General features: G+C 48.5%; 25 protein-coding genes and 3 tRNA genes. 7 read left to right on the top strand and 21 right to left on the bottom strand.

Features of this window, described 5'->3' with window-relative positions; all coding sequences use genetic code 11:
* Positions 1-13: 13 nt before the first annotated feature.
* The 3 genes from araH to araF form a co-directional block, all read right to left on the bottom strand.
* Positions 14-1000, bottom strand: a complete 987-nt coding sequence (araH, locus tag PS053_RS04520; protein ID WP_010341624.1) for an arabinose ABC transporter permease AraH — start codon at positions 998-1000, stop codon at positions 14-16.
* A gap of 14 nt (positions 1001-1014) precedes the next feature.
* A complete protein-coding gene (araG, locus tag PS053_RS04525) occupies positions 1015-2529 on the bottom strand; it encodes an arabinose ABC transporter ATP-binding protein AraG (RefSeq protein ID WP_059227240.1) in 1515 nt (504 codons plus the stop codon).
* 69 nt (positions 2530-2598) lie between these two features.
* Positions 2599-3588 (bottom strand): arabinose ABC transporter substrate-binding protein AraF, encoded by a 990-nt coding sequence (gene araF / locus PS053_RS04530; RefSeq protein WP_000548666.1) that lies wholly within the window; start codon positions 3586-3588, stop codon positions 2599-2601.
* 799 nt (positions 3589-4387) lie between these two features.
* On the opposite strand from araF, the gene PS053_RS04535 reads away from it, so the two are divergent.
* Positions 4388-4891 (top strand): non-heme ferritin-like protein, encoded by a 504-nt coding sequence (locus tag PS053_RS04535; RefSeq protein WP_000179473.1) that lies wholly within the window; start codon positions 4388-4390, stop codon positions 4889-4891.
* 82 nt (positions 4892-4973) lie between these two features.
* Here PS053_RS04535 and yecJ read toward each other — a convergent pair whose 3' ends face one another.
* Positions 4974-5225 (bottom strand): DUF2766 family protein YecJ, encoded by a 252-nt coding sequence (gene yecJ / locus PS053_RS04540; protein ID WP_001136129.1) that lies wholly within the window; start codon positions 5223-5225, stop codon positions 4974-4976.
* Positions 5226-5340: 115 nt separating this feature from the next.
* The gene (azuC, locus tag PS053_RS04545) at positions 5341-5427 is read right to left on the bottom strand and encodes a stress response protein AzuC (protein ID WP_072179045.1); all 87 of its coding nucleotides are present in this window, start codon (positions 5425-5427) and stop codon (positions 5341-5343) included.
* A gap of 255 nt (positions 5428-5682) precedes the next feature.
* Between azuC and PS053_RS04550 the strand changes: the two genes are divergently transcribed.
* Positions 5683-6006 carry a YecR-like family lipoprotein gene (locus PS053_RS04550; protein ID WP_000838530.1) on the top strand — a complete coding sequence of 108 codons (324 nt, stop codon included), beginning with the start codon at positions 5683-5685 and terminating at the stop codon, positions 6004-6006.
* 180 nt (positions 6007-6186) lie between these two features.
* Positions 6187-6684 carry a non-heme ferritin gene (gene ftnA, locus PS053_RS04555; protein ID WP_000917208.1) on the top strand — a complete coding sequence of 166 codons (498 nt, stop codon included), beginning with the start codon at positions 6187-6189 and terminating at the stop codon, positions 6682-6684.
* 37 nt (positions 6685-6721) lie between these two features.
* Here ftnA and PS053_RS04560 read toward each other — a convergent pair whose 3' ends face one another.
* Entirely contained in the window at positions 6722-6961 is a 240-nt protein-coding gene (locus tag PS053_RS04560) for a YecH family metal-binding protein (RefSeq protein ID WP_000443799.1), read from the bottom strand.
* 190 nt (positions 6962-7151) lie between these two features.
* On the opposite strand from PS053_RS04560, the gene tyrP reads away from it, so the two are divergent.
* Positions 7152-8363, top strand: coding sequence for a tyrosine transporter TyrP (tyrP, locus tag PS053_RS04565; protein WP_000797586.1), 1212 nt, complete (start codon positions 7152-7154; stop codon positions 8361-8363).
* A gap of 109 nt (positions 8364-8472) precedes the next feature.
* On the opposite strand, the gene yecA is transcribed toward tyrP, so the two are convergent.
* The 7 genes from yecA to uvrY form a co-directional block, all read right to left on the bottom strand.
* On the bottom strand, positions 8473-9138 hold the full coding sequence (gene yecA, locus PS053_RS04570; RefSeq protein ID WP_000847892.1) for a UPF0149 family protein YecA: 666 nt from the start codon (positions 9136-9138) through the stop codon (positions 8473-8475).
* 195 nt (positions 9139-9333) lie between these two features.
* Positions 9334-9420 (bottom strand) — tRNA-Leu (locus PS053_RS04575).
* Between the two features lie 11 nt (positions 9421-9431).
* Positions 9432-9505: transfer RNA gene (locus PS053_RS04580), tRNA-Cys, on the bottom strand.
* Between the two features lie 53 nt (positions 9506-9558).
* A tRNA-Gly gene (locus PS053_RS04585) sits at positions 9559-9634 on the bottom strand.
* Positions 9635-9785: 151 nt separating this feature from the next.
* A complete protein-coding gene (gene pgsA / locus PS053_RS04590) occupies positions 9786-10334 on the bottom strand; it encodes a CDP-diacylglycerol--glycerol-3-phosphate 3-phosphatidyltransferase (protein ID WP_001160187.1) in 549 nt (182 codons plus the stop codon).
* A gap of 56 nt (positions 10335-10390) precedes the next feature.
* Positions 10391-12223: an excinuclease ABC subunit UvrC gene (uvrC, locus tag PS053_RS04595; protein ID WP_000116017.1), complete on the bottom strand. Its 1833-nt coding sequence runs from the start codon at positions 12221-12223 to the stop codon at positions 10391-10393.
* A complete protein-coding gene (uvrY, locus tag PS053_RS04600) occupies positions 12220-12876 on the bottom strand; it encodes a UvrY/SirA/GacA family response regulator transcription factor (protein WP_000611331.1) in 657 nt (218 codons plus the stop codon). The genes uvrC and uvrY overlap by 4 nt, the downstream gene beginning before the upstream one ends.
* A gap of 295 nt (positions 12877-13171) precedes the next feature.
* Between uvrY and PS053_RS04605 the strand changes: the two genes are divergently transcribed.
* Positions 13172-13348, top strand: coding sequence for a hypothetical protein (locus PS053_RS04605; RefSeq protein ID WP_044708919.1), 177 nt, complete (start codon positions 13172-13174; stop codon positions 13346-13348).
* Complete coding sequence (yecF, locus tag PS053_RS04610; protein ID WP_000106474.1) at positions 13335-13559, top strand: DUF2594 family protein YecF; 225 nt, start codon at positions 13335-13337, stop codon at positions 13557-13559. Before PS053_RS04605 ends, yecF begins: the two co-directional genes overlap by 14 nt.
* A gap of 66 nt (positions 13560-13625) precedes the next feature.
* Here yecF and sdiA read toward each other — a convergent pair whose 3' ends face one another.
* From sdiA to PS053_RS04650, 8 genes are all read right to left on the bottom strand, one after another.
* Positions 13626-14348: a quorum-sensing transcriptional regulator SdiA gene (sdiA, locus tag PS053_RS04615; protein WP_001154290.1), complete on the bottom strand. Its 723-nt coding sequence runs from the start codon at positions 14346-14348 to the stop codon at positions 13626-13628.
* Between the two features lie 229 nt (positions 14349-14577).
* Entirely contained in the window at positions 14578-15330 is a 753-nt protein-coding gene (gene tcyN / locus PS053_RS04620) for an L-cystine ABC transporter ATP-binding protein TcyN (protein ID WP_044710218.1), read from the bottom strand.
* Positions 15327-15995, bottom strand: a complete 669-nt coding sequence (tcyL, locus tag PS053_RS04625) for a cystine ABC transporter permease (RefSeq protein ID WP_001158230.1) — start codon at positions 15993-15995, stop codon at positions 15327-15329. The genes tcyN and tcyL overlap by 4 nt, the downstream gene beginning before the upstream one ends.
* A 14-nt stretch (positions 15996-16009) precedes the next feature.
* A complete protein-coding gene (dcyD, locus tag PS053_RS04630; protein WP_001128245.1) occupies positions 16010-16996 on the bottom strand; it encodes a D-cysteine desulfhydrase in 987 nt (328 codons plus the stop codon).
* A 103-nt stretch (positions 16997-17099) separates the two neighbouring features.
* A complete protein-coding gene (tcyJ, locus tag PS053_RS04635) occupies positions 17100-17900 on the bottom strand; it encodes a cystine ABC transporter substrate-binding protein (protein WP_010335132.1) in 801 nt (266 codons plus the stop codon).
* Positions 17901-17987: 87 nt separating this feature from the next.
* Positions 17988-18539, bottom strand: a complete 552-nt coding sequence (gene fliZ / locus PS053_RS04640) for a flagella biosynthesis regulatory protein FliZ (protein ID WP_059219974.1) — start codon at positions 18537-18539, stop codon at positions 17988-17990.
* Positions 18540-18584: 45 nt separating this feature from the next.
* On the bottom strand, positions 18585-19304 hold the full coding sequence (gene fliA, locus PS053_RS04645; RefSeq protein WP_001087461.1) for an RNA polymerase sigma factor FliA: 720 nt from the start codon (positions 19302-19304) through the stop codon (positions 18585-18587).
* Positions 19305-19606: 302 nt separating this feature from the next.
* On the bottom strand, positions 19607-20965 hold the full coding sequence (locus PS053_RS04650; protein ID WP_000079681.1) for a FliC/FljB family flagellin: 1359 nt from the start codon (positions 20963-20965) through the stop codon (positions 19607-19609).
* A gap of 264 nt (positions 20966-21229) precedes the next feature.
* On the opposite strand from PS053_RS04650, the gene fliD reads away from it, so the two are divergent.
* A complete protein-coding gene (fliD, locus tag PS053_RS04655) occupies positions 21230-22630 on the top strand; it encodes a flagellar filament capping protein FliD (RefSeq protein WP_059218657.1) in 1401 nt (466 codons plus the stop codon).

Below are 22630 nucleotides of genomic sequence, written 5' to 3' on the forward strand. Positions count from 1 at the left end.
GCAGGTAAAATCATCAGACCGTGCGTTTCGCTTTTTGTTTATAACGGTCGAAGATCACCGCTGCCAGCAGGATTAAACCACGAACCACGTACTGAGCAAACGGAGAAATGTTAAGCAGGTTCATGGCGTTTTCCACCGTTCCCAAAATTAAAATCCCCGCCACTACATATGAGATTTTTCCGATGCCGCCTTTCAGAGAAACGCCACCTAACACGCAGGCCGAGATAACAATCAGCTCATAGCCAATCGAAGTCATTGGCTGTCCGCTGGTCATACGTGAAGCCAGTACAATCCCGGCGATTGCCGATACCAGACCAGAAAGAACAAAGATAATGATTTTAGTGCGGACAACCGGAACCCCGGCCAGACGTGCAGCCTCTTCGTTACCGCCAATCGCCAGCGTATTTCGACCAAAAGTAGTTTTGTTCAACAGCAGACCAAAGATTATCAGACAAGCTACGGTAAGCCAGATTGGCGCAGGTAAGCCGAACCAGTTGGCATAACCGAGCGCAAAGAAACTCTCATCCTCGATGCCAACCGCTTTACCATCAGAGATGATATACGCCAGGCCGCGCACAATCTGCATCGTCGCCAGAGTTGTGATCAAGGCGTTAATTTTTAGTTTGGCAATAACAAACCCATTCACCAGACCGCAGAGTACGCCCAGTAATAAACCTGCCGCCACGCCAATCCACAAGCTTTCAGTCAGGTTGATAACCACCGCCGTCGTTACGCCCGCGCAGGCAATAACTGAAGCGACCGAAAGGTCAAAGTCACCAGAAGCGAGGCAGAACAACATGCCGCACGCCACCATCCCCGACATAGAAATTGCCAGGCCCAGCCCTTTCATATTAATGAAGGTGGCAAAGTTAGGCACAAAAATGGAACAGGCAATAAACAGTACCGCAAAGACCACCAGCATGCCGTATTGATCCCAGATACGCCCCATACTGAATGACGACTTAGGTGCGCCAGATCCCGATGTAGAAACAGAAGACATCATACTCTCCTTACTCAGGCAACGGCCTGGCTGACTTTAGGCATTGCAAGGCTTAAGGCCTGGCGCTCATCTGCCTGCTCATGTAGCAATTCACCGGCAATCTCCCCTTCTCGCATAACCACAATCCGGTCGGCTACGCCGAGGACTTCGGGCAAGTCGCTGGAGGCAAACAACACCGCCACGCCCTGCGCCGCCAGTGCATAAATCACGTTGTAAATTTCATGTTTGGCGCCAACATCAATACCGCGCGTAGGTTCATCGAGCAAAATGACTTTCATCTCTTCCGATAACCAGCGCCCCAGAATGGCTTTTTGCTGATTTCCCCCGGAGAGATTCATGATCAACTGCTCAGCGCCCGGCGTTTTGATGTTCAGAGAGCGAATGTGCTGATCAGCGTTGCTCTCTTCCCAGCCGTTATTGATAAGGCAACCGCCGAGTACATGTTTGCGCCGGGCGCTGATGTTGATGTTGTCGCGAACGGAGTGCACAGGAATAATGCCTTCTGCTTTGCGATCTTCCGGGCAGAGCATCATGCCAGCGGCAATGGCATGGCCCGGTTTATGGATATTAATGGCTTTTCGATCGATATAAACCTGCCCCGCAGTAATTTGCGTGCCGCCAAACATCCCCTTCATTAATTCACTACGCCCTGCCCCTACCAGACCAAACAGGCCGACAATTTCTCCACTGCGAACCGTCAGACTAACTGGCGTACGCACGCCGGGCGCTTTTACTGCATCCAGTCGCAGACGCTCTTCACCATAAGCTCGTGGTTGCCAGCCATAGATATCGCCGATATCGCGACCAACCATCGCCTGTACCAGCGCGTCGTGGTTAACCTGCTGCATATCGCTAAAGGTTTTGACATAACGCCCGTCTTTAAAGACGGTGATGGCATCGCTGAGGGCAAAAATTTCTTCCATACGGTGAGAAACATACAGGATGATTCTCCCCTCTTTTCGCAGTCCTCGAATGACACGAAAAAGGTTGTCGATTTCACGCGCCGACAGGGAACTGGTTGGCTCATCAAAGGCGATAATTTTGGCGTTACGCGCCAGGGCTTTAGCAATTTCAACCATCTGCCACTGACCGATGGAGAGATATTTCAGCGGCGTATCCGGGTCAATATCCATTCCCAGATGTTTAAGTTGTAATCCAGCTTCGTAGTTCAGCAGCGAGCGATTCACAATACCGCCTTTATGGGGAAGCTGGCCGAGATAGATATTTTCCGCGACGGTCATTTCCGGCACGAGATGCAGTTCCTGATAAATAATCGCCACACCCGCGTTAAGTGCCGCAGTGGTGTCGGAAAAGGACATCTCCTGCCCATTAATCACCACAGAACCCGTGGTTGGCGCATAATTACCGCTCAGAATTTTTAAGAGCGTTGATTTCCCGGCGCCATTTTCACCCATCAACGCATGAACCTGACCGGCATAGCAGTCAAAACTGATATCCGTCAGCGCCTTAACGCCCGGAAAGGTTTTACCGATGCCGCGAAATGAGAGATACGGGGTAGACTGTTGCATAACGTCTCCGTGAATCACTGGTCGTTCATACCCCCTCTGCACACGGCAGAGGGGAGTTTTTACCGACGATTACTTACCGCCTAACCCTTTTTTCTCCAGTTCTTCTTTGAAGTTGTCACGCGTGATCAGCACAACGTCAGTAACTTCAGTGAATTTAGGCGGTTCAACATCTTTCGCTACCCAGTTGTAAAGCATTTCGCTGGATTTATAACCGTGGACATCCGGGCTTGGCAGTAGTGAACCATAGAAGCCGGTTGCCTGTGCTTTTGACAGCTCACTCACCGCATCCACGCCATTGATACCGATACCAATGATATCCGCCGCTTTAAAGCCCTGGCCTTCTGTCGCGCGTACACCGCCCAGTACGGTACTGTCGTTCATACCAACAATCAGCCAGTGTTTAACTTCAGGATGCTGAACCAGCATGGAGTTGGCTGCGTCAAACGCCCCGGGGATATCGTTAGATTTAGTAGGGACCTGATAAATTTGTTTTTCCGGGAATCCAGCCGCTTTCAGCGCATCCATAGAACCGGTAGTACGACGGCGAGCGGTATCCAGTTCGTTGGCGGTAATAGCCATCACAGCACTTTCTTTCACGTCCCAACCGCGTTTTTGCATCTCTTTATACAATTCCTGGCCCTGGCGTTCGCCAATCTTAGTCGCCGCCATCATCACCAGCGGAACAGTATCCATTGGCTTGCCTTTGGCGTTGACGAACTGGTCATCGACAGCAATAACTTTCATATCGTAGCCACGGGCTTTAGCCACGATTGCAGCCCCCAGTTTCGGGTCCGGCGTACAAATGACGAAACCTTTCGCGCCGCTGGCAGCAAGGCTATCAATGGCATTCAGTGTTTTTTCTCCGTCAGGTACGGCAATTTTAATCACGTCAAAACCTAAATCTTTCCCGGCTTTATCGGCAAACTTCCATTCGGTCTGGAACCACGGTTCTTCCGGTTGCTTCACCAGGAAACCGAGCTTCAGATTTTCCGCCATAGCGGATTGTGACATAACGGCAGCCAGACCGATGGCGGCAAGAGCTTTAGTAAATTTGTGCATGGTTATCTCCAGCTTTAGCGTCATTTTGTGTAGGGCAAAAACGAACAACTTTCGTTAATTTAATCGGAAAACAAAGCATTACCTTTTAGCAAAAGATAAGTGACCGTGTTGGCATAGTTTTAGCGGGAAATTAATTCTCCATAGGAGAGCAACATCACATCGCAGAATTACAGTCAGAACGTGCATAAATTCAGCGAGAAAAGACATACAACGCGCGGTAATTGTCGGACAATAAAAAGATGCTTAGCAGATTAATCCATAAGATTAGCCTGGAAATCCTTGTAGCCTGCTGTGTTCGATATTGATGGGCTGTTTTTTACGAAAAGCGTCCAGCATTAATTTTTTGCTATGAAGGTGATTAACTGTTCTATTACTCATGTTAGCCAGACATATCTCCTCGTAACGTAAATCATTTTTACTGTTTATTATCACCGTGCTAACCAAAATAATAACCTGTATATAATGAGAACTATGTCACACTGCAATAAATTTATCGTCAAATATCAAAACATCATCATGATGTTTAACAATGCTGAATTATCAATGAGTTAAAGAAACCACAACATTAAAAATCATTGCTATTCAATTGATTTAACCAATGAAATGTAAAAAAATATAAACCCGATGATTTAGGGATTTTCTTATTGGCATTCAGACGTTATGCTTATTTCAGATCATCGTCAGAATTGACTCCACGATCACATTTCGGACCCGCAGAAAGGAATTATTCTGCAAACAGTAATTATGGTGTTTTGATTTATCTTGCACCTCTCCACTTCTGGATATAAGGATATTAGGTATGGCAACCGCTGGAATGCTTCTCAAACTCAACACGCAAATGAACCTCGAGTTTTATGCATCCAATCTCTACCTCCACCTGAGCAACTGGTGTTCTGAGCAAAGTCTGAATGGCACCGCGACTTTCCTTCGCGCCCAGGCACAAAGTAATGTGACTCAGATGATGCGCATGTTTAATTTTATAAAAAGTGTTGGAGCAACCCCCATCGTGAAGGCCATTGACGTTCCTGGCGAGAAATTAAACTCTTTGGAAGAGTTATTCCAAAAAACGATGGAAGAGTATGAACAGCGTTCAAGCACACTGTCACAATTAGCCGTTGAAGCAAAAGCCTTGAATGATGAGTCTACCGTTGATTTCCTGCGCGATCTGGAAAAAGAACAGCAGTACGACGGTCTGTTGTTGCAAACTATTCTTGATGAAGTCCGTAGCGCTAAACTGGCGGGTATGTGCCCTGTACAGACCGACCAGCATGTACTGAATGTTGTGTCGCATCAACTGCATTGATAATGACCGGCGCTCATGTATTGCGCCGGAACAAAATAAATTTCTGAAGGCCGCTGCTTCATATCACTGAAGCAGCGGTTTTTTAATGGGATTCGCCTTGTGGAGTAAATTTCAGATCAATCAGCGCGATGGCTTTTTGAATAGCCCGCATGGTGACAGGATCAGCAGCGGCAGGATGGTTGGTAAAGTCGATATTCTTTAACTGGCTGGACATTTTTTCGCGAATCTCTACGGGCGCGATAACATCGAGTACGTCGAGAATTTGTTTGATAACCAACTGGCAAGCGACAACATCAGAGACCAGTTCCTGATCGGCATTTAGCGGCTGGGGCATCGTAAACTCCTGATAGCATTTTCAAAACCGTTATAGTAACGGCTTCGCTTCCGCAGTGATAGCCACATCCCACGCTATCAGGATACAAAAAAACCTGCCGGAGCAGGTTTCTTGTTTATCTGAACATATTGCCTGGCGGTACGTCTTTGAACGTCTTGCAATAGTTATCAAACATGCTTTTCAGGATCTTGCTCAGTTTCATTGCGACACTCCGACCATTTGTTATATATCTGTTATTGTCTTCGTGCTTATAATATGACATCCATCACAAAAATCAACCTTAATGTGATGCGAATCACATAAATACCCCTTTTATGTTATAAAAATGATAACCATAAAAACGCAGCAAAAGGTCTGATGATGACAAGAAATAGCACCTGCCTGCCGTCTTTTCCGTCCATTGCAGCTGCGCAGCAACGCGTAAAATGCGTCTTTCTTTTACTCTTCTGGCTGCACCATGAAATCTCTGATTCTGACTCTTTCAGTAATAACACTGACGGGATGTACCATTACTCGTCAGGCTCATGTGGGCAATGTTGATGCGGCAGCGGGCATTGTCCGGCTGGTTTATGATCAGGCATTTTTACAACATGCCCGCTCTGATCGTTATCTGAACCACGGAATCGCCGATCGCGCGTGTCAGCAAGAGGGATATACTCACGCCATCCCCTTTGGTCAGCCAGTGGGAAACTGTAGCGTCTTTGCCGGTTCTTTATGTCTGAATACTGAATTCACTTTGTCATATCGGTGCCAGCATTCCGCCTTCTCTGTCTTTCAATAAAACACTTAATCAGCGAGAGATATTTCGCTGATTAATTCACACATAAATAGTGTTAATGCGTTTTATTCCCATTCGTATTTTTAATAATTGACGCTTATATTTTACCTTTTGCAAATAATAAAATAACAAATTATAGTGGCGGCACAGCAACAAAAATAATCTTTATGGAGCACGACTATCATGCTGAAACCAGAAATGATTGAAAAACTTAATGAGCAGATGAACCTGGAACTGTATTCTTCACTGCTTTATCAGCAAATGAGCGCCTGGTGCAGCTATCACACCTTCGAAGGCGCTGCTGCGTTCCTGCGCCGCCATGCTCAGGAAGAAATGACGCATATGCAGCGCCTGTTTGACTATCTGACCGATACCGGAAACTTACCGCGTATAAATACTGTTGAATCCCCGTTTGCGGAATATTCTTCACTTGATGAATTATTCCAGGAAACCTACAAACACGAGCAGTTAATTACCCAGAAAATTAACGAACTGGCTCATGCAGCCATGACCAATCAGGATTATCCGACATTCAATTTCCTGCAGTGGTATGTCTCTGAACAGCATGAAGAAGAGAAATTGTTCAAGTCTATTATTGATAAATTAAGCCTGGCAGGTAAGAGCGGCGAAGGTCTTTATTTTATCGATAAAGAACTCTCTACCCTCGACACACAAAACTAATCCTCTCCGGCGGCAGAATCTCTGCCGCCGTTTCATATCAGTGACGACAAATCTTACCTGGATCAGTTGAGAATCCATCTCCACTGGGAATAAATTTACCTTTTGCCGCCAGAAACGCCACCAGCTCTCCCGCCGTCATCCCTTCTGCCGAACAGGTATGAAAACGCGCTTGTTCACCAAAACGCGCTTTAATCGCCGCTTCCAGGCTGGCGTGAGTATATTGCTCGCCAGATTCAATCATCATATTTAACACTTCATGACCGTGAATGGATTCCATCGTTCCTCCTCAAAAAAGACATAGCGTAACGGCAGGCGCTCATCAAAGCTTTGCGCCAACGCAGTTCTGAATGCATTTTACTGTACACATTAATTTACACAATATGTAACGCTGATTTGACGAAATATACAGAATGCCTTAACCTGCGCCACAGATATCACTCATAAAGATCGTCAGGACAGAAGAAAGCGTGAAAAACAGAACTCTGGGAAGTGTTTTTATCGTGGCAGGAACCACAATTGGCGCAGGTATGCTGGCAATGCCGTTGGCAGCGGCTGGCGTCGGCTTTAGCGTCACGTTGACATTGTTAATTGGGCTGTGGGCCCTGATGTGTTACACCGCGCTATTACTGCTGGAAGTATATCAACATGTCCCCGCAGACACGGGGTTAGGCACGCTGGCAAAACGCTATCTGGGGCGTTACGGGCAGTGGCTGACTGGCTTCAGTATGATGTTTCTAATGTATGCCCTGACGGCAGCGTACATCAGCGGCGCTGGTGAATTGTTGGCCTCCAGCATCAGCGACTGGACAGGCATTTCCATGACTGCAAGCACTGGCGTGCTGTTGTTCACTTTTGTTGCCGGTGGTGTGGTTTGTGTGGGGACATCGCTGGTCGATTTATTTAATCGTTTTCTGTTCAGCGCCAAAATTATTTTTCTGGTGGTGATGCTGGTATTACTGTTACCGCATATTCATAAAGTGAATTTGTTAACCCTACCGCTGCAACAGGGGCTGGCGCTATCCGCGATCCCGGTCATTTTTACGTCGTTTGGTTTTCACGGCAGCGTGCCAAGCATCGTCAGCTATATGGACGGCAATATCCGTAAACTGCGCTGGGTATTTATTACCGGTAGTGCGATCCCTCTGATAGCGTACATTTTCTGGCAACTGGCGACGCTGGGCAGCATTGATTCGACAACCTTTATGGGGTTACTGGCTAATCATGCTGGTTTAAACGGTCTGTTGCAGGCATTACGCGAAGTTGTTGTTTCTCCGCACGTGGAGTTAGCGGTGCATTTATTTGCTGACTTAGCCCTCGCAACGTCTTTCCTTGGTGTGGCGTTAGGTTTGTTTGATTATCTGGCGGATCTGTTTCAGCGCTCAAACAGCATTGGCGGACGTCTGCAAACGGGGGCGATTACCTTTCTGCCACCGCTGGCGTTTGCACTGTTTTACCCACGTGGCTTCGTGATGGCGCTGGGATATGCAGGCGTAGCGCTGGCTGTTCTGGCGTTGATTATCCCTTCCCTGCTGACCTGGCAAAGCAGAAAGCATAATCCGCAGGCAGGTTATCGCGTGAAAGGTGGTCGTCCGGCGCTGGTGTTGGTGTTTCTCTGTGGTATTGGTGTGATTACTGTGCAATTTTTGATTGCAGCTGGATTATTACCCCAGGTGGGATGATTACTCTACCTGATGTGTCTGTGGACGCAGGACTAATCTTCTGTCCACAGACTTATCAGGTCAATAGCATGCCGGGGCCAGAATTAACTCCTGTCCCCAACATTTCCTCTTAGTGCAGGCAGCACTGCTTAAATTTCTTACCACTCCCGCATGGGCAAGGATCGTTACGACCAGGTTTCTCTTCTACCTTAATTGGTTGCTGGACAGGCTTTTCCTGCGGATGCGCCATCCAGTAGGCATGTAAATCAAGCGCCGCCAGTCGAATAGCATCCACGCTCTCATCAAATGCTTCCGGCGACAGCTTCTCCACCCGCTCGAAGTTTTCTTCTGTACCGTGCAGCGCAATGGCTTCCAGTGCCGGTTTTAACGAATCTGGCAATGCAGACCAATCAGAGAGTGCCACGCCACGCATATAACCAAAGCACCACTCCTCAACAATCGTCAGTTCACTACCGTCAACTTCTCGCAGGCCAAATAGCGGCTCAAACTGTTCGGGGAATTCGTTCAGGCGCTCTGCGGTATCAGCCATATGCTGAAAAGCCAGGTTCATAAAGCGCATCATCTCTTTCTCTGACGCCCAGCGCGGTACATAGTCCGCCCCACCCCACACGGCAACCAGCCATTGTTCCGGTTCAATCTCCTGCGGAGAACTCAACACCGCCGTCAATAAACCGTCCAGTTCCGCCACATCAAGAATGGCGTGGTCAGTGTTGTATTTAGTCAGAATATCATCCAGCCATTCCAACTCACTTTCGTTTAACGGTCCCGTTTTCATACGCTTTTCCTTGTGGATCTCAACTCGCCAACGCCTATCTTACATGTCGGCCTGGACCAGAGATACTTTTTGAATGGATAACTCAGTGATAAAAATTTGGTGAGAGTGTAATGACAAATCACAGATACAAAAAAACCACCCGAAGGTGGTTTCACGACACTGCTTATTGCTTTGATTTTATTCTTATCTTTCCCATGGTACCCGGAGCGGGACTTGAACCCGCACAGCGCGAACGCCGAGGGATTTTAAATCCCTTGTGTCTACCGATTCCACCATCCGGGCTCGGGAAAAATTGGAGGCGCGTTCCGGAGTCGAACCGGACTAGACGGATTTGCAATCCGCTACATAACCGCTTTGTTAACGCGCCAAATTCTTCAGGCTTTTCAGCCAGACACCCGCCTGAGCCGATGTCTTTTAAACTGGAGCGGGAAACGAGACTCGAACTCGCGACCCCGACCTTGGCAAGGTCGTGCTCTACCAACTGAGCTATTCCCGCATTCATCAAGCAATCAGTTAATCACTTGATTTTATTATCGTCTGGCAATCAGTACCGCCGTTCGATGCGTTGCATTCTACTTACCTGGCGCGATGAGTCAACGATATTTTTCACCACTTTTGATCGTTTGCTGAAATTTGCGTCGAAACGATCACTGATCAAGCAAATCCGCTCGTGCAGCGCTCAAATATTGCAACATTGACCATAGGGTCAGTACTGCAGCCACGAAGAAAAGTGCAATCCCCGCGTACTCAACCCAAATGTTTGGACGCCACAACAGCCAGGCCAACGCCACCATTTGCGCCGTGGTTTTCACTTTACCAATCCAGGAGACAGCCACGCTACTGCGTTTACCCAGCTCCGCCATCCACTCGCGCAGTGCAGAAATGATAATTTCACGGGCAATCATCGTTGCCGCCGGTAAAGTCACCCACCAGCTATGGTAATGCTCAGTTACCAACACCATCGCAATGGCGACCAGCACTTTATCCGCTACCGGATCAAGGAAAGCGCCAAAACGGGTACTCTGGTTCCAGCGCCGGGCCAGAAAACCATCAAACCAGTCAGTCACCGCCGCGACGCAAAAAATGAGTGCGGCGGCAAACGGCGACCAGGTGACAGGCAGATAAAAGACCAATACAAAGAATGGGATAAGGATGACACGGAACAGTGTGAGCAACGTAGGGATATTAAATTGCATAATGACGGGTAACTATCTGTTGTCAGTAAGATTACCCCTATGTTGCTACAGAGACATCAATGTTTCAACGACCAGAAGATCTTTTCTGCCAGAGCTTGCGAAATACCCGGCACTTTTGCAATTTCTTCGACGCTGGCGTTACGTAAACCTTGCAAACCGCCCATATATTTCAACAACATTTGCCGACGTTTTGGACCGACGCCTTCAATGGTTTCCAGAGTGCTGGTATTTTTGACCTTCGCTCGTTTTTTGCGGTGTCCGCCAATTGCATGATCGTGCGATTCATCGCGTATATGCTGAATAACATGCAGCGCCGGCGAATCTGGCGGCAGACTAAATCCCTCACCTTCCGGTTCGAAGAACAGCGTTTCCAGCCCGGCCTTACGATCGGCCCCTTTGGCAACACCAAGTAACAGAGGATGTTTTTTATCCCATGATACATCCAGTTCGGCAAAAACGTTTTTCGCCTGCGCCAACTGACCTTTACCGCCGTCGATAAGGATCACGTCCGGGATCTTACTGTCGTCAATAGCTTTACCATAACGCCGACGTAGCACCTGATTCATCGCCGCATAATCATCGCCCGGCGTAATGCCGGTAATGTTATAACGCCGATACTCAGCACGCAGTGGGCCATTGGCATCGAACACCACACACGACGCGACGGTTTGTTCGCCCATAGTATGGCTAATGTCAAAACACTCCATCCGCTTCACGGCGGGCAATTTCAACACGCTGGCAAGTGCGGTTAGTCGCTGGTGAACGGTAGATTGCTGCGAAAGTTTGCTGGTCAATGCGGTCGCCGCATTGGTACGCGCCAACTTAAGGTAACGCGCCCGATCGCCGCGCGGTTTAGTCTGGACGTTAATTCTGCGTCCTGCCAGTTCTGAAAGGGAATCGGCGAGCAACGTTTTATCGCTGAGATGAAAATCAAGCAGGATCTCTCCTGGCAAGGTGCGCATCTGACTGCCCTGTAAATAGAACTGGCCGACAAAAGTTTCCACCACTTCCCCCAGTTCCGTCCCGCCGGGTACTTTCGGAAAATAGCTACGGCTACCGAGCACTTTGCCCTGACGAATAAACAGTACATGAACACATGCCATTCCTGCCTCAAACGCCACGCCAATCACGTCAAGATCATCGCCAGTATTAGAGACGAACTGTTTCTCGGTAACGCGACGTACTGCCTGAATCTGGTCACGAATGCGTGCGGCCTCTTCAAACTCCAGATTCTGACTGGCCTTTTCCATGCGAGAAATCAATTGGGTAATGACCTGATCGTCCTTACCCGATAAAAACAGGCGCACATATTCAACTTGTTGAGCGTACTCATCTTCACCTACCAGCCCTTCGACGCACGGCCCCAGGCAGCGCCCGATCTGATATTGCAGGCACGGGCGCGAGCGGTTGCGATAGACGCTATTTTCGCACTGGCGAATAGGAAAAATCTTTTGTAGCAGCGCCAGCGTTTCACGTACGGCATAACCATTCGGAAACGGGCCGAAATATTCACCTTTAGCATGCTTCGCACCGCGATGCATAGCCAGGCGCGGATGAGTATCGCCACTCAGAAAGATAAAGGGATAAGACTTATCATCGCGCAACAGAACGTTGTAACGCGGTTGATAAAGTTTAATGTAGTTATGTTCCAGCAATAACGCTTCTGTTTCGGTGTGGGTAACCGTTACGTCAATTTGCTGGATCTGCGCCACCAACGCTTCGGTTTTGCGCGAAGCGAGATTGCTTCGGAAATAGCTGGAAAGCCGTTTTTTCAGGTCTTTCGCTTTGCCGACATAGATAACCGTACCACCAGCATCATACATGCGATAAACGCCCGGCTGGCTGGTTACGGTTTTTAAAAACGCTTTTGCGTCAAACTGAACACTCACTGACTTGTTAATGTCTCCGCATTACACAGACCATGGCGAATTGCCAGGTGAGTCAGCTCGACATCGCCATGAATGTTTAATTTACTGAACATACGGTAGCGATAGCTGTTCACCGTTTTCGGGCTGAGATTTAGTTGTTCTGAGATCTCATTGACCTTCTGACCTTTAGTAATCATCAGCATAATCTGCAATTCACGTTCAGACAAACTGGCAAATGGGCTTTCCGTCTTCTCTGGTTCGATCTGGCTTAACGCCATTTGTTGGGCGATATCGGAAGCAATATACCGTTGCCCTGAATAAACAGAGCGAATCGCGCTTACGACTTCCTGCGGTGCCGCGCCTTTGCTGAGGTAGCCTGCGGCGCCGGCCTGCATAACTTTCGCAGGTAAAGGGTTTTCAGTATGGACCGTAAGCATGATGATTTTGACATCCGCGGTCGAGCGCGCGATTTTACGCGTCGCCTCAAGTCCACCAATGCCTGGCATACTCATGTCCATTAGCACCACGTCAACGGTGTTTGCCCGGCACCACTTAACGGCGTCTTCACCGCAGGATGCCTCACCGACGACTTTAATACCCTTTATATCTTCCAGAATGCGTCGTATCCCTGCGCGCACCAGTTCGTGGTCATCAACAAGTAGAACGTTGATCAAAGGAATATCTCCAGAAATAGGGATAACGCTACTGATAGTTAGTCATTCGTATATTAGCGGGTTTTATTGCAACTTTGAAACGTTAAAAATGGTGGGTATTCGATTTTTCTCTCGTTTTCGTAAATTCGATTGTCCACAGTTATGATCACGCCCGTCACCAAAGATTTGTTGGTTCATTCTATGGTAAAACCAACGACGAAATGTGACAAAAATTGACTTTATTCAGCAAAAATGAGAATCAGCAGCATGAATGTGTAACATTAATTAACTCAAACAATACGGACCAAAAACATTCATGATAGAAATATTAATTGGCCACTATATTAGCCAGTTTAATATCATTGACGACAAGGCGCACAAAAAACAACCACTGCTATTTTTAACGGAGCTTATGGTATACTCCGCCGCCTTAACATTTTTCACTGCAAATTTTCATTGCAATATGACGAGGAAAATAAATGAGTACGCCTGATTTTTCTACTGCCGAGAATAATCAAGAACTGGCAAACGAAGTCTCCTGCCTGAAAGCGATGCTGACGCTGATGCTGCAGGCGATGGGACAAGCTGACGCGGGCCGCGTGATGTTAAAGATGGAAAAACAGCTTGCGCTGATCGAAGACGAAACCCAGGCTGCGGTATTTTCCAAAACGGTTAAGCAAATTAAACAAGCTTACCGTCAGTAATATAAAACCGGCTGAAGGCACGCCTTTCAGCCGGTTTTACATCTGGTACACAAAATGTAAAAGAGGTCATATTAAGCCAGTTGCGGCAGCATAACAGGCAACCTGCGTTTTATTTGGCGCATTGATTTTTTTCTGCATATTTTTCTGATGAAAATTGACTGTATTCTCGGAGATTGACAGGATCATCGCAATCTCTGCCGATGTCTTTCCTTCGGCAGTCCATTTCAAAATTTCCTTTTCCCGCTTGCTGAAATGCATTTCCGGCGTCATCACCATTTCATCATTTAAACGCATCAACGCCATCAGACTTTCACGCACCAGCAACTGCATTTTTAATTGCAGTTCATCACCAGGAACAGGAATTTCACGCGTACTGCTACGGGAGAAAGACAAAAAACCCAACGCCCGATTCGGCAACATAAAATAGTGCGTGACGCCGCGACGTAAACCATGCGCACGGGCAGCTTCCCACAACGGTTGTGCTTCGCGGTATAAGTCGTCATTCCACAGTAAATGCCCCTGACGGAAGTTTTCAGGGTTAAGAGCCGGATCGATAGCGAGAAAGTTTTTCTCCTGATAATAACGAACCCACGCCTCGGGATAATTAGTGTAGAAAGCCACTTTCGGTCGCGTAAATGGCACCGGATGACGCACACATAATGAATAGAAATCATACTCGAGTTGGTGAGCCTGATGCTCTATTTCATGGTAAACCTCTTCCGCAACCTCCATCCTCTGAAAACGCAATAGCATCGTGCGACGCCAGCTGAAAAAATCCGTATCCTGCATAGTAAACCGCAATGCCCCTGAAAGTGAGTACCATTTATATTGATATCTCAAACTATCACATAAATAAGATTTATATATAATCAATATTATTCAGACAATGAATTACTTTTGCAAGACATAACATTCTCTTATGTTATTAATGAGTTATGCTGTTTTGTTAACCAATTTATGGCGATACGGAATCACATTCCCCCCCGACAAAACATCTGCCGGGGCTGAGTTTTTCTTATTATTTCAGCAGAAATTTCTCGAGAAACTGGCGAGTACGGGGCTGCTGTGGATTAGCAAATAATGCTTTTGCTGATCCTTGCTCCACTATTCTCCCTTGATCCATAAAGATTGCGCGATCGGCAACGTCTCGGGCAAAGCTCATTTCGTGCGTCACAATCACCATAGTACGTCTCTCCTGCGCCAGTTGCCGAATGGTATTCAGAACCTCCCCTACCAGCTCCGGGTCCAGCGCCGACGTTGGCTCATCAAATAAAATAACTTCAGGACGCATTGCCAGCGCACGCGCAATCGCCACGCGTTGCTGTTGGCCACCGGACAAACGACGTGGATAGCGGGTTTCTTTGCCCGCCAGTCCGACTTTCGCCAGCAGTTCACGTGCGCGTGTCGTGGCTTCTTCTTTTAGTTCGCCTTTGACGATCACCGGCCCTTCAATAATATTTTCCAGCACCGTGCGATGCGGAAACAAATTAAAGTTCTGGAAGACAAAACCGACATGCTGACGCAACTGTCGAATCAGCAATTTTTGCTGACCTAATGAACGCGCAGTATCAATCATGATATCGCCCACTTTAATCGTCCCAGCCTCCGGTTGTTCCAGCAGATTTATGCTGCGTAACAACGTGGTTTTACCGGAGCCGCTCGGGCCGATAATCGCCACGACTTCGCCAGTTTTGACCTCCAGATCGATACCATGCAATACCGTCTGACCGTGGAATTTCTTCACCAGATTTTTAACTTCAATGGCGCTCATTTTGGCTCTCTCTCCTGGCGATTAAGTTGATTCTCAAAATGGTTCTGCAGCGTCGATAACACTGTCGCCATAATCCAGTAAATGAGCGAAGCCGCGAGATACATTGTGAAAACTTCCAGCGTGCGCGAAGTAATCAACTGCGCCTGACGGAACAGCTCCGGCACCTGAATCGTCGCCGCCAGCGAAGTATCTTTCACCAGGCTGATAAAGCTGTTCGACAGCGGCGGCAGCGCCACCCGCGCCGCCTGCGGTAAAATCGCCCGCCGCATGGTTTGCCACGGCGTCATCCCGATACTGGCGGCTGCTTCCCATTGACCTTTATCAATAGAAGAAATAGCCGCACGCAGCGTTTCAGCAGCATAAGCAGCGGTATTCAGTGACAGGCCAATCATCGCTGACGGGATCGGGTCCAGCTCAATACCAAACTGCGGCAGACCGTAATAGATCATAAACAGCTGCGCGATGAGCGGCGTACCGCGAAAGATAGAGATATAAAAACGCGCCAGCCAGCGCACAGGCCAGACAGGCGACAGACGCATCAGCGCGAGAATAAATCCCAACAGTAAGCCAAAAAACATGCCGCCGATACTGAGTTGCAGCGTATACCCTGCCCCTTTCAGCAGGAACGGCAAGGAATCAATAACCAGTTGTATACTTTCTTGCATAAGCATTTCCGGGACTAGACGTGGGGATGATAGGCAAACAGCGCAGGCGCGCCGCCGGTATGAATAAACAGAATCGGACCTTCATCTTTGAAGCGTTTCTGACTAATACCATCAATCAGCCCCGCCATCGCTTTTCCGGTATACACAGGATCAAGCAGAATACCTTCCAGGCGCGCCAGCAGTTTCACCGCTTCCATGCCCTCATCATTTGGCACACCATAGCCAGGCGCAAAATAATCATCCCAGAGTAAAATGTCCGCTGCAGCAGTCAGCTCCAGCTCTTTGGCAATAGCCTGTTGTAGATTAACCACTTTCGGCAACTGTTCAGCAACAGAACGCGACACGGTCACGCCAATCAGTTCAGTATCTGGCAGCAATTGTTCCAGTCCAACCGCCAGCCCGGCGTGTGTTCCGGCACTGCCCGATGCTACCACCACAGACGAAATATTAACCGCCCCTTCACACTGTTGCGCAATTTCCAGCGCACTCTCCACATACCCCAGCGCGCCTAAAGCATTAGAACCGCCAACCGGAATGACATACGGGCGGAAACCTTGTGCTTCGACTCGCGTCGCCAGCTCTTCCAGTTGGGCGTTGGGATCGCTCAATGCATCGCACATTTCAATCTGGGTATTGAACAGATCCAGCAACAAACGGTTGCCATTGCTTAAATAGTTCTCTGCGGTAGTACCAATAGGGTTTTCCAGCAGCGCTACGCAGTGCAGACCCAGTTTTGCAGCTACGGCAGCTGTCTGGCGCACGTGGTTAGACTGAATCGCCCCCGCGGTAAGCAGAGTGTCGGCACCTTCGCGCAGAGCATCAGCCGCGAGAAATTCCAGTTTACGTAATTTATTGCCGCCCATTGCCATAGGAGTAACGTCATCCCGTTTAATAAAAATTTCTCGTCCGAGATAATCAGAAAAACGCGGCAGATATTCGAGTGGTGTTGGCGCGCCGATAAATTCCAGCCGTGGGAAACGCGTTAAATTATGTAGTGGCATAAAAACCTCCGATGTGTGTTGTTGTGATATTGTTATTATGCACGCTGAAAACGCTTAAATAAAAAAGGCGCTAATGAAAGCGCCCTTTTTGTCATCACGCTGATTATTTGGTCACATCAGCACCAAACCATTTTTCGGAAAGGGCTTGTAAGGTGCCGTCTTTTTGCATTTCCGCAATGGCACCGTTAACCGCTTTCAGCAGATCTTCGTTTCCTTTACGCAGTGCCACGCCAGACTCCTGACGAGAGAACGCTTCACCGGTTACTGCCAACGTATCGTTGGTTTTTTTCACCAGATCCAGCGCCGCCAGACGGTCAACCAGAATCGCATCAATACGTCCCACGCGAAGATCCTGATATTTGGTTGGGTCATCATCATAGGTACGCACATCGACGCCCTGAACATTCTGACGCAACCACTCTTCATAGTTGGTTCCCAGACCGACACCGACTTTTTTACCTTTCAGGTCGTCAGCCGTTTTAATGGTGCCTTCATGACCTTTCTTCACCAGCGCCTGAATGCCGGAAATGGTGTATGGGGTAGAGAAATCGTATTTTTTCTTGCGCTCGTCAGAGATGGTGACCTGATTAATCACCACATCAATACGTTTAGAATCCAGCGACGCTAACATGCCGTCCCATTTGGTCGGTTTTAATGCAGCTTCTACGCCAAGATGTTTTGCCAGTTGTTGAGCAAACTCCACTTCAAAGCCGGTTAATTTACCGTCATCTCCCTGAAAGCTGAATGGCGGATAAGTGCCTTCCAGGCCCACCAGCAGCGTGCCGCGCTCTTTCACTTTATTGAGCAAGCCCTCATCGGCAAAACTCTTGACGCTCATGCCCGCGACCAGCGCCACGGCCATGACACCCATCAACGCCTGACGTCCAAGATGTGCTAATTTCATATTCACCCCGAATGTTGTTATGTCTGTTTGCAGTGTAGGGCCATTGTTTGTAAACACAAAAACAACTCCGTTACATCTTATTCTTATTTAATATATATCAGATACCGACAGACTGGCGGATTTCTGCGCAAGGCCAGCGCTCGTTTGACGCTGGTAATGCTGATACTTACGTAACGCAATGCGGTAATTGTTGGTGCTGGTGGCAGGCAGCCACGGGGCAAAGGTTTCATCAAGAAAGCCTTCCTGCAGCAGATCGTGGGAAATATTTTGTTGACGTAAATGATGTCCCAGACGGCGCAGACGGACGACATATTCACGCACGGTACCGGGGCTCATTTCGGTATGTTCAAGGAGAAACTGCTTAAAGCCGATAATATCGAAAAAATCACTTTGCGATTTGCAATGTAAATCGCCGCAAAAACGGCACAATGCCACCCATGATTTTTGTTCCACCTGCCAGCTATTTTCATCTAATAATATGTCGAGGCGTGAGATCTCGATTTTATTCACTAATTTACCGTCGCGAACCAGGGTAATGCGATCGAGTAATTTACGGCAATGCGCGCAATGAGTCTGGCTGTGTTTAAAATCTTTAAGATAGCGGCTTAATGGCCGTCTTTTCAGGTGCTGCACCATTATTAAGAACTCCTGCTATTCAAAATTAAAGTGCGGCATTTACATGCGTTATAACTTACCCAGTTTAGTGCGTAACCGTTTAATCGCCTGGCTATGTAACTGACTGACTCGCGATTCACCGACTTCCAGCACTGCGCCAATCTCTTTGAGATTCAGCTCTTCCTGGTAATAGAGGGTTAATACCCGTTGTTCGCGTTCCGGCAACATTTCAATGGCAGCCATCACCCGCTGACGCAGATTATTGTCCAGTAACTGTTGTAGCGGATTTTCCCGCTGATGATCGTCAGTCACCAGTTCAATGCTGTCGCCGTGCTCTTCGCGCCACTCGTCATAGGAGAAGAGCTGGCTGTTATTAGTGTCGAGCAACATTTGGCGATAGCCGGCGATGTCGATCCCTAAACGTTCCGCTACCTCAGTTTCTATGGCATTGCGACCAAGTTCCTGCTCCAGTTGCCCTATCGCCTGTGCCACTTCACGCGCGTTGCGCCGCACGCTGCGCGGCACCCAGTCACGACTGCGAAGTTCATCCAGCATAGCGCCACGGATACGCTGCACTGCGTAAGTTGTAAATGCCGTTCCTTGTAGGGCGTCATAGCGTTCAACGGCATTAAGTAACCCAATGCCGCCTGCCTGTAGCAGATCGTCAAGTTCCACGCTCGCGGGCAATCGAACCTGCAGGCGCAATGCTTCGTGACGCACCAGCGGGACATAACGCTGCCACAGCGAGTGTTTATCCATTACACCTTCAGCGGTATAGAGTGAATTCACGATAAACAGCCCTGCGTTATATGAGTTATCGGCATGATTATCCGTTTCTGCAGGATTTTTAATCGGACGATTAGTGAGTGAAATAAGGGGTTATTTGGAGGTTACCGGTAAATCCCCGCTGCAACGGGGATCAGGTTGCTGACAAGTTACACCGCATGTTGCCGGATGCGGCGTAAACGCCTTATCCGGCCTACAAAATTTGCAAATTCAATAAATTGCAATTCACATTGTAGGCCTGATAAGCGTAGCGCATCAGGCAATTTGGCGTCTGTCGTCAATCTCAGTGAGTCAGATTAAGGCGATTAGCCCTGTAGCAGAGACAGAACCTGCTGCGGCACCTGGTTAGCTTTGGACAGCACAGAGTTCCCCGCCTGCTGGATGATCTGCGCTTTCGACATGTTGGACACTTCGGTCGCATAGTCGGCGTCCTGAATACGGGACTGCGCTTCAGACAAGTTGGTGGTAGTGTTGTTCAGGTTGGTTACCGCAGAATCCAGACGGTTCTGGACAGCACCCAGGGAAGAACGGAATTTATCGACGGATGCGATAGCTTTGTCCAGCAGAGCCAGCGGATCATTAGTTGCTGTGCCAGTAAACTCTTTGGTTGCAGTCGTTGGCAGAGTAGCAGCCGCATCATCGCTCAGTTGCAAAGTGGTAGCTACAGACGTCGTAGCATTAGTCCCACCGTTAACAATCGCATCTGTACCGGTACCATTTGTACCAGCAAGATAGTTTTTACCTTGAACGGTGACATAGCCTACCGCAGCACCAGAACTATTAGTTGTAACTTTAATGGCCTGAGCTGATTGCGTCGCAGGGCTGCCGGTCACAATGCCGTTAACTGGATCGGTATATTTTACATCAGTCGTGTTAAGCGTTACGACACCAGTCGCTTTATCTACAGAAGCAGAGTAGTAATCGTTACCAGATTGGACAACGTAAGTTCCAGTTGCGGTACCATCAGCTTTCTGTACGTTGTGCAATGAAAGACCAGAGGTATCACTTACGCCCAATGTTTTAGCGATTGTCGCCGCCGCAGCATCATCGACACCAAATTTAACGGCAATCGGAGCATCACCTGCCGCAGCACCTGGAACACTCGTAATAGCATCACTAACTTTCAGCGCATTACCCGATACAGAGAACCCTTTCAGTCCCAAAGCAGAAGAGTCAATCTTTTGTAGATCAATGGAAACAGTCTGCCCATCATTCGCGCCAACCTGAATTTTCATCGAACCATCTTTAGCCAGCACGTTCACGCCGTTGAACTGAGTCTGACCAGAGACACGGTCAATTTCATCCAGACGAGATTTGATTTCGTCCTGAATAGAAGACAGGTCAGAATCAGAGTTAGTCCCCGTCGTCGCCTGAACAGTCAACTCACGCACACGCTGCAAGTTGTTGTTGATTTCAGACAGTGCGCCTTCAGTGGTCTGCGCCAGAGAGATACCGTCGTTGGCGTTACGCGCGGCCTGAGTCAGACCTTTAATGTTAGAAGTAAAACGGTTAGCAATCGCCTGACCTGCGGCGTCATCCTTCGCACTGTTAATACGCAAACCAGAAGACAGACGCTCGATAGAACTCGACAGCGCAGACTGGTTCTTGTTGATATTATTTTGAGTGATCAGCGAGAGGCTGTTGGTATTAATGACTTGTGCCATGATTCGTTATCCTATATTGCAAGTCGTTGATTACGTATTGGGCTTCCACCCGTCGGCTCAATCGCCGTCAACTCTGTTATCGTCTGTCGTAAAACAACCTTTAGAATTTTTTTACAAACAACCACTTTTTGTTAGCCGCCGAAATACTCTTTTCTCACCTCCTTATTCCCGTCATTAAAAAAAGCAATTAAACATAAACTTTGCCCGATTCAGGCCGATAACTCCGGTATTCGTTTTACGTGTCGAAAGATAAAAGGAAATCGCATGGCAAGTATTTCATCGCTGGGCGTCGGGTCAGGCCTGGATTTAAGTTCCATTCTCGATAGCCTCACTGCTGCGCAAAAAGCGACGCTAACCCCTATTTCAAATCAGCAATCGTCGTTTACCGCTAAACTTAGCGCTTATGGCACGCTGAAAAGCGCGTTGACGACTTTCCAGACCGCCAATACGGCATTGTCTAAAGCCGATCTGTTTTCCTCCACCAGCACGACCAGCAGTACCACCGCCTTTAGCGCAACCACCGCGGGCAACGCCATCGCCGGGAAATACACTATCAGCGTCACTCATCTGGCACAGGCGCAAACCCTGACCACAAGCACCACCAGAGACGATACGAAAACGGCTATCGCTGCCAGCGACAGCAAACTCACCATTCAACAAGGCGGCAATAAAGATCCGATAACCATTGATATCAGCGCGGCTAACTCGTCTTTAAGCGCGATTCGTGATGCCATCAACAACGCAAAAGCGGGCGTAAGCGCGAGCATCATTAACGTGGGTAACAGTGAATATCGCCTGTCAGTCACATCAAATGACACCGGCCTCGACAATGCGATGACGCTCTCGGTCAGCGGTGATGATGCACTGCAAAGCTTTATGAGCTATGGCGCCAGTGGCAACGGTATGGAGGTCTCGGTCGTCGCCCAGAATGCGCAGTTGACGGTCAACAACGTCGCCATTGAAAACAGCAGCAACACCATCAGCGACGCGCTGGAAAACATCACGCTGAACCTGAACGATGTCACCACGGGCAACCAGACGTTGACCATTACCCAGGACACCGCCAAAGCGCAAAGTGCGATTAAAGACTGGGTGAATGCCTATAACTCGCTGATCGACAACTTCAGCAGTCTGACCAAATACACTGCCGTAGATGCGGGTTCTGATAGCCAGAGTTCAGACAACGGCGCACTGCCTGGCGACTCCACGCTGCGGACTATCCAGACGCAGTTGAAATCGATGCTGAGCAATACCGTCAGTTCCTCCAACTATAAAACGCTGGCGCAGATGGGTATCACGACCGATCCCAGCAACGGCAAACTGGAACTGGATGCCGACAAACTCACCGCCGCATTGAAAAAAGATGCCAGCGGCGTAGGCGCTCTGATTGTCGGCGACGGAAAAAAAACCGGCATCACCACCACCATTGGCGTTAACCTGACCAGTTGGCTTTCGACGACGGGCATCATTAAAGCCGCTACCGATGGCGTCAGCAAAACCCTGAACAAGCTGACCAAAGACTACAACGCCGCCAGCGATCGCATTGATGCGCAGGTCGCGCGCTACAAAGAACAATTTACCCAACTGGACGTTTTAATGACCTCGTTAAACAGCACCAGCAGCTACTTAACACAGCAGTTCGAAAATAACAGCAGTTCCAGGTAA

The sequence above is a fragment of the Escherichia albertii genome (genome assembly GCF_028622335.1).
Classification (GTDB): domain Bacteria; phylum Pseudomonadota; class Gammaproteobacteria; order Enterobacterales; family Enterobacteriaceae; genus Escherichia; species Escherichia albertii.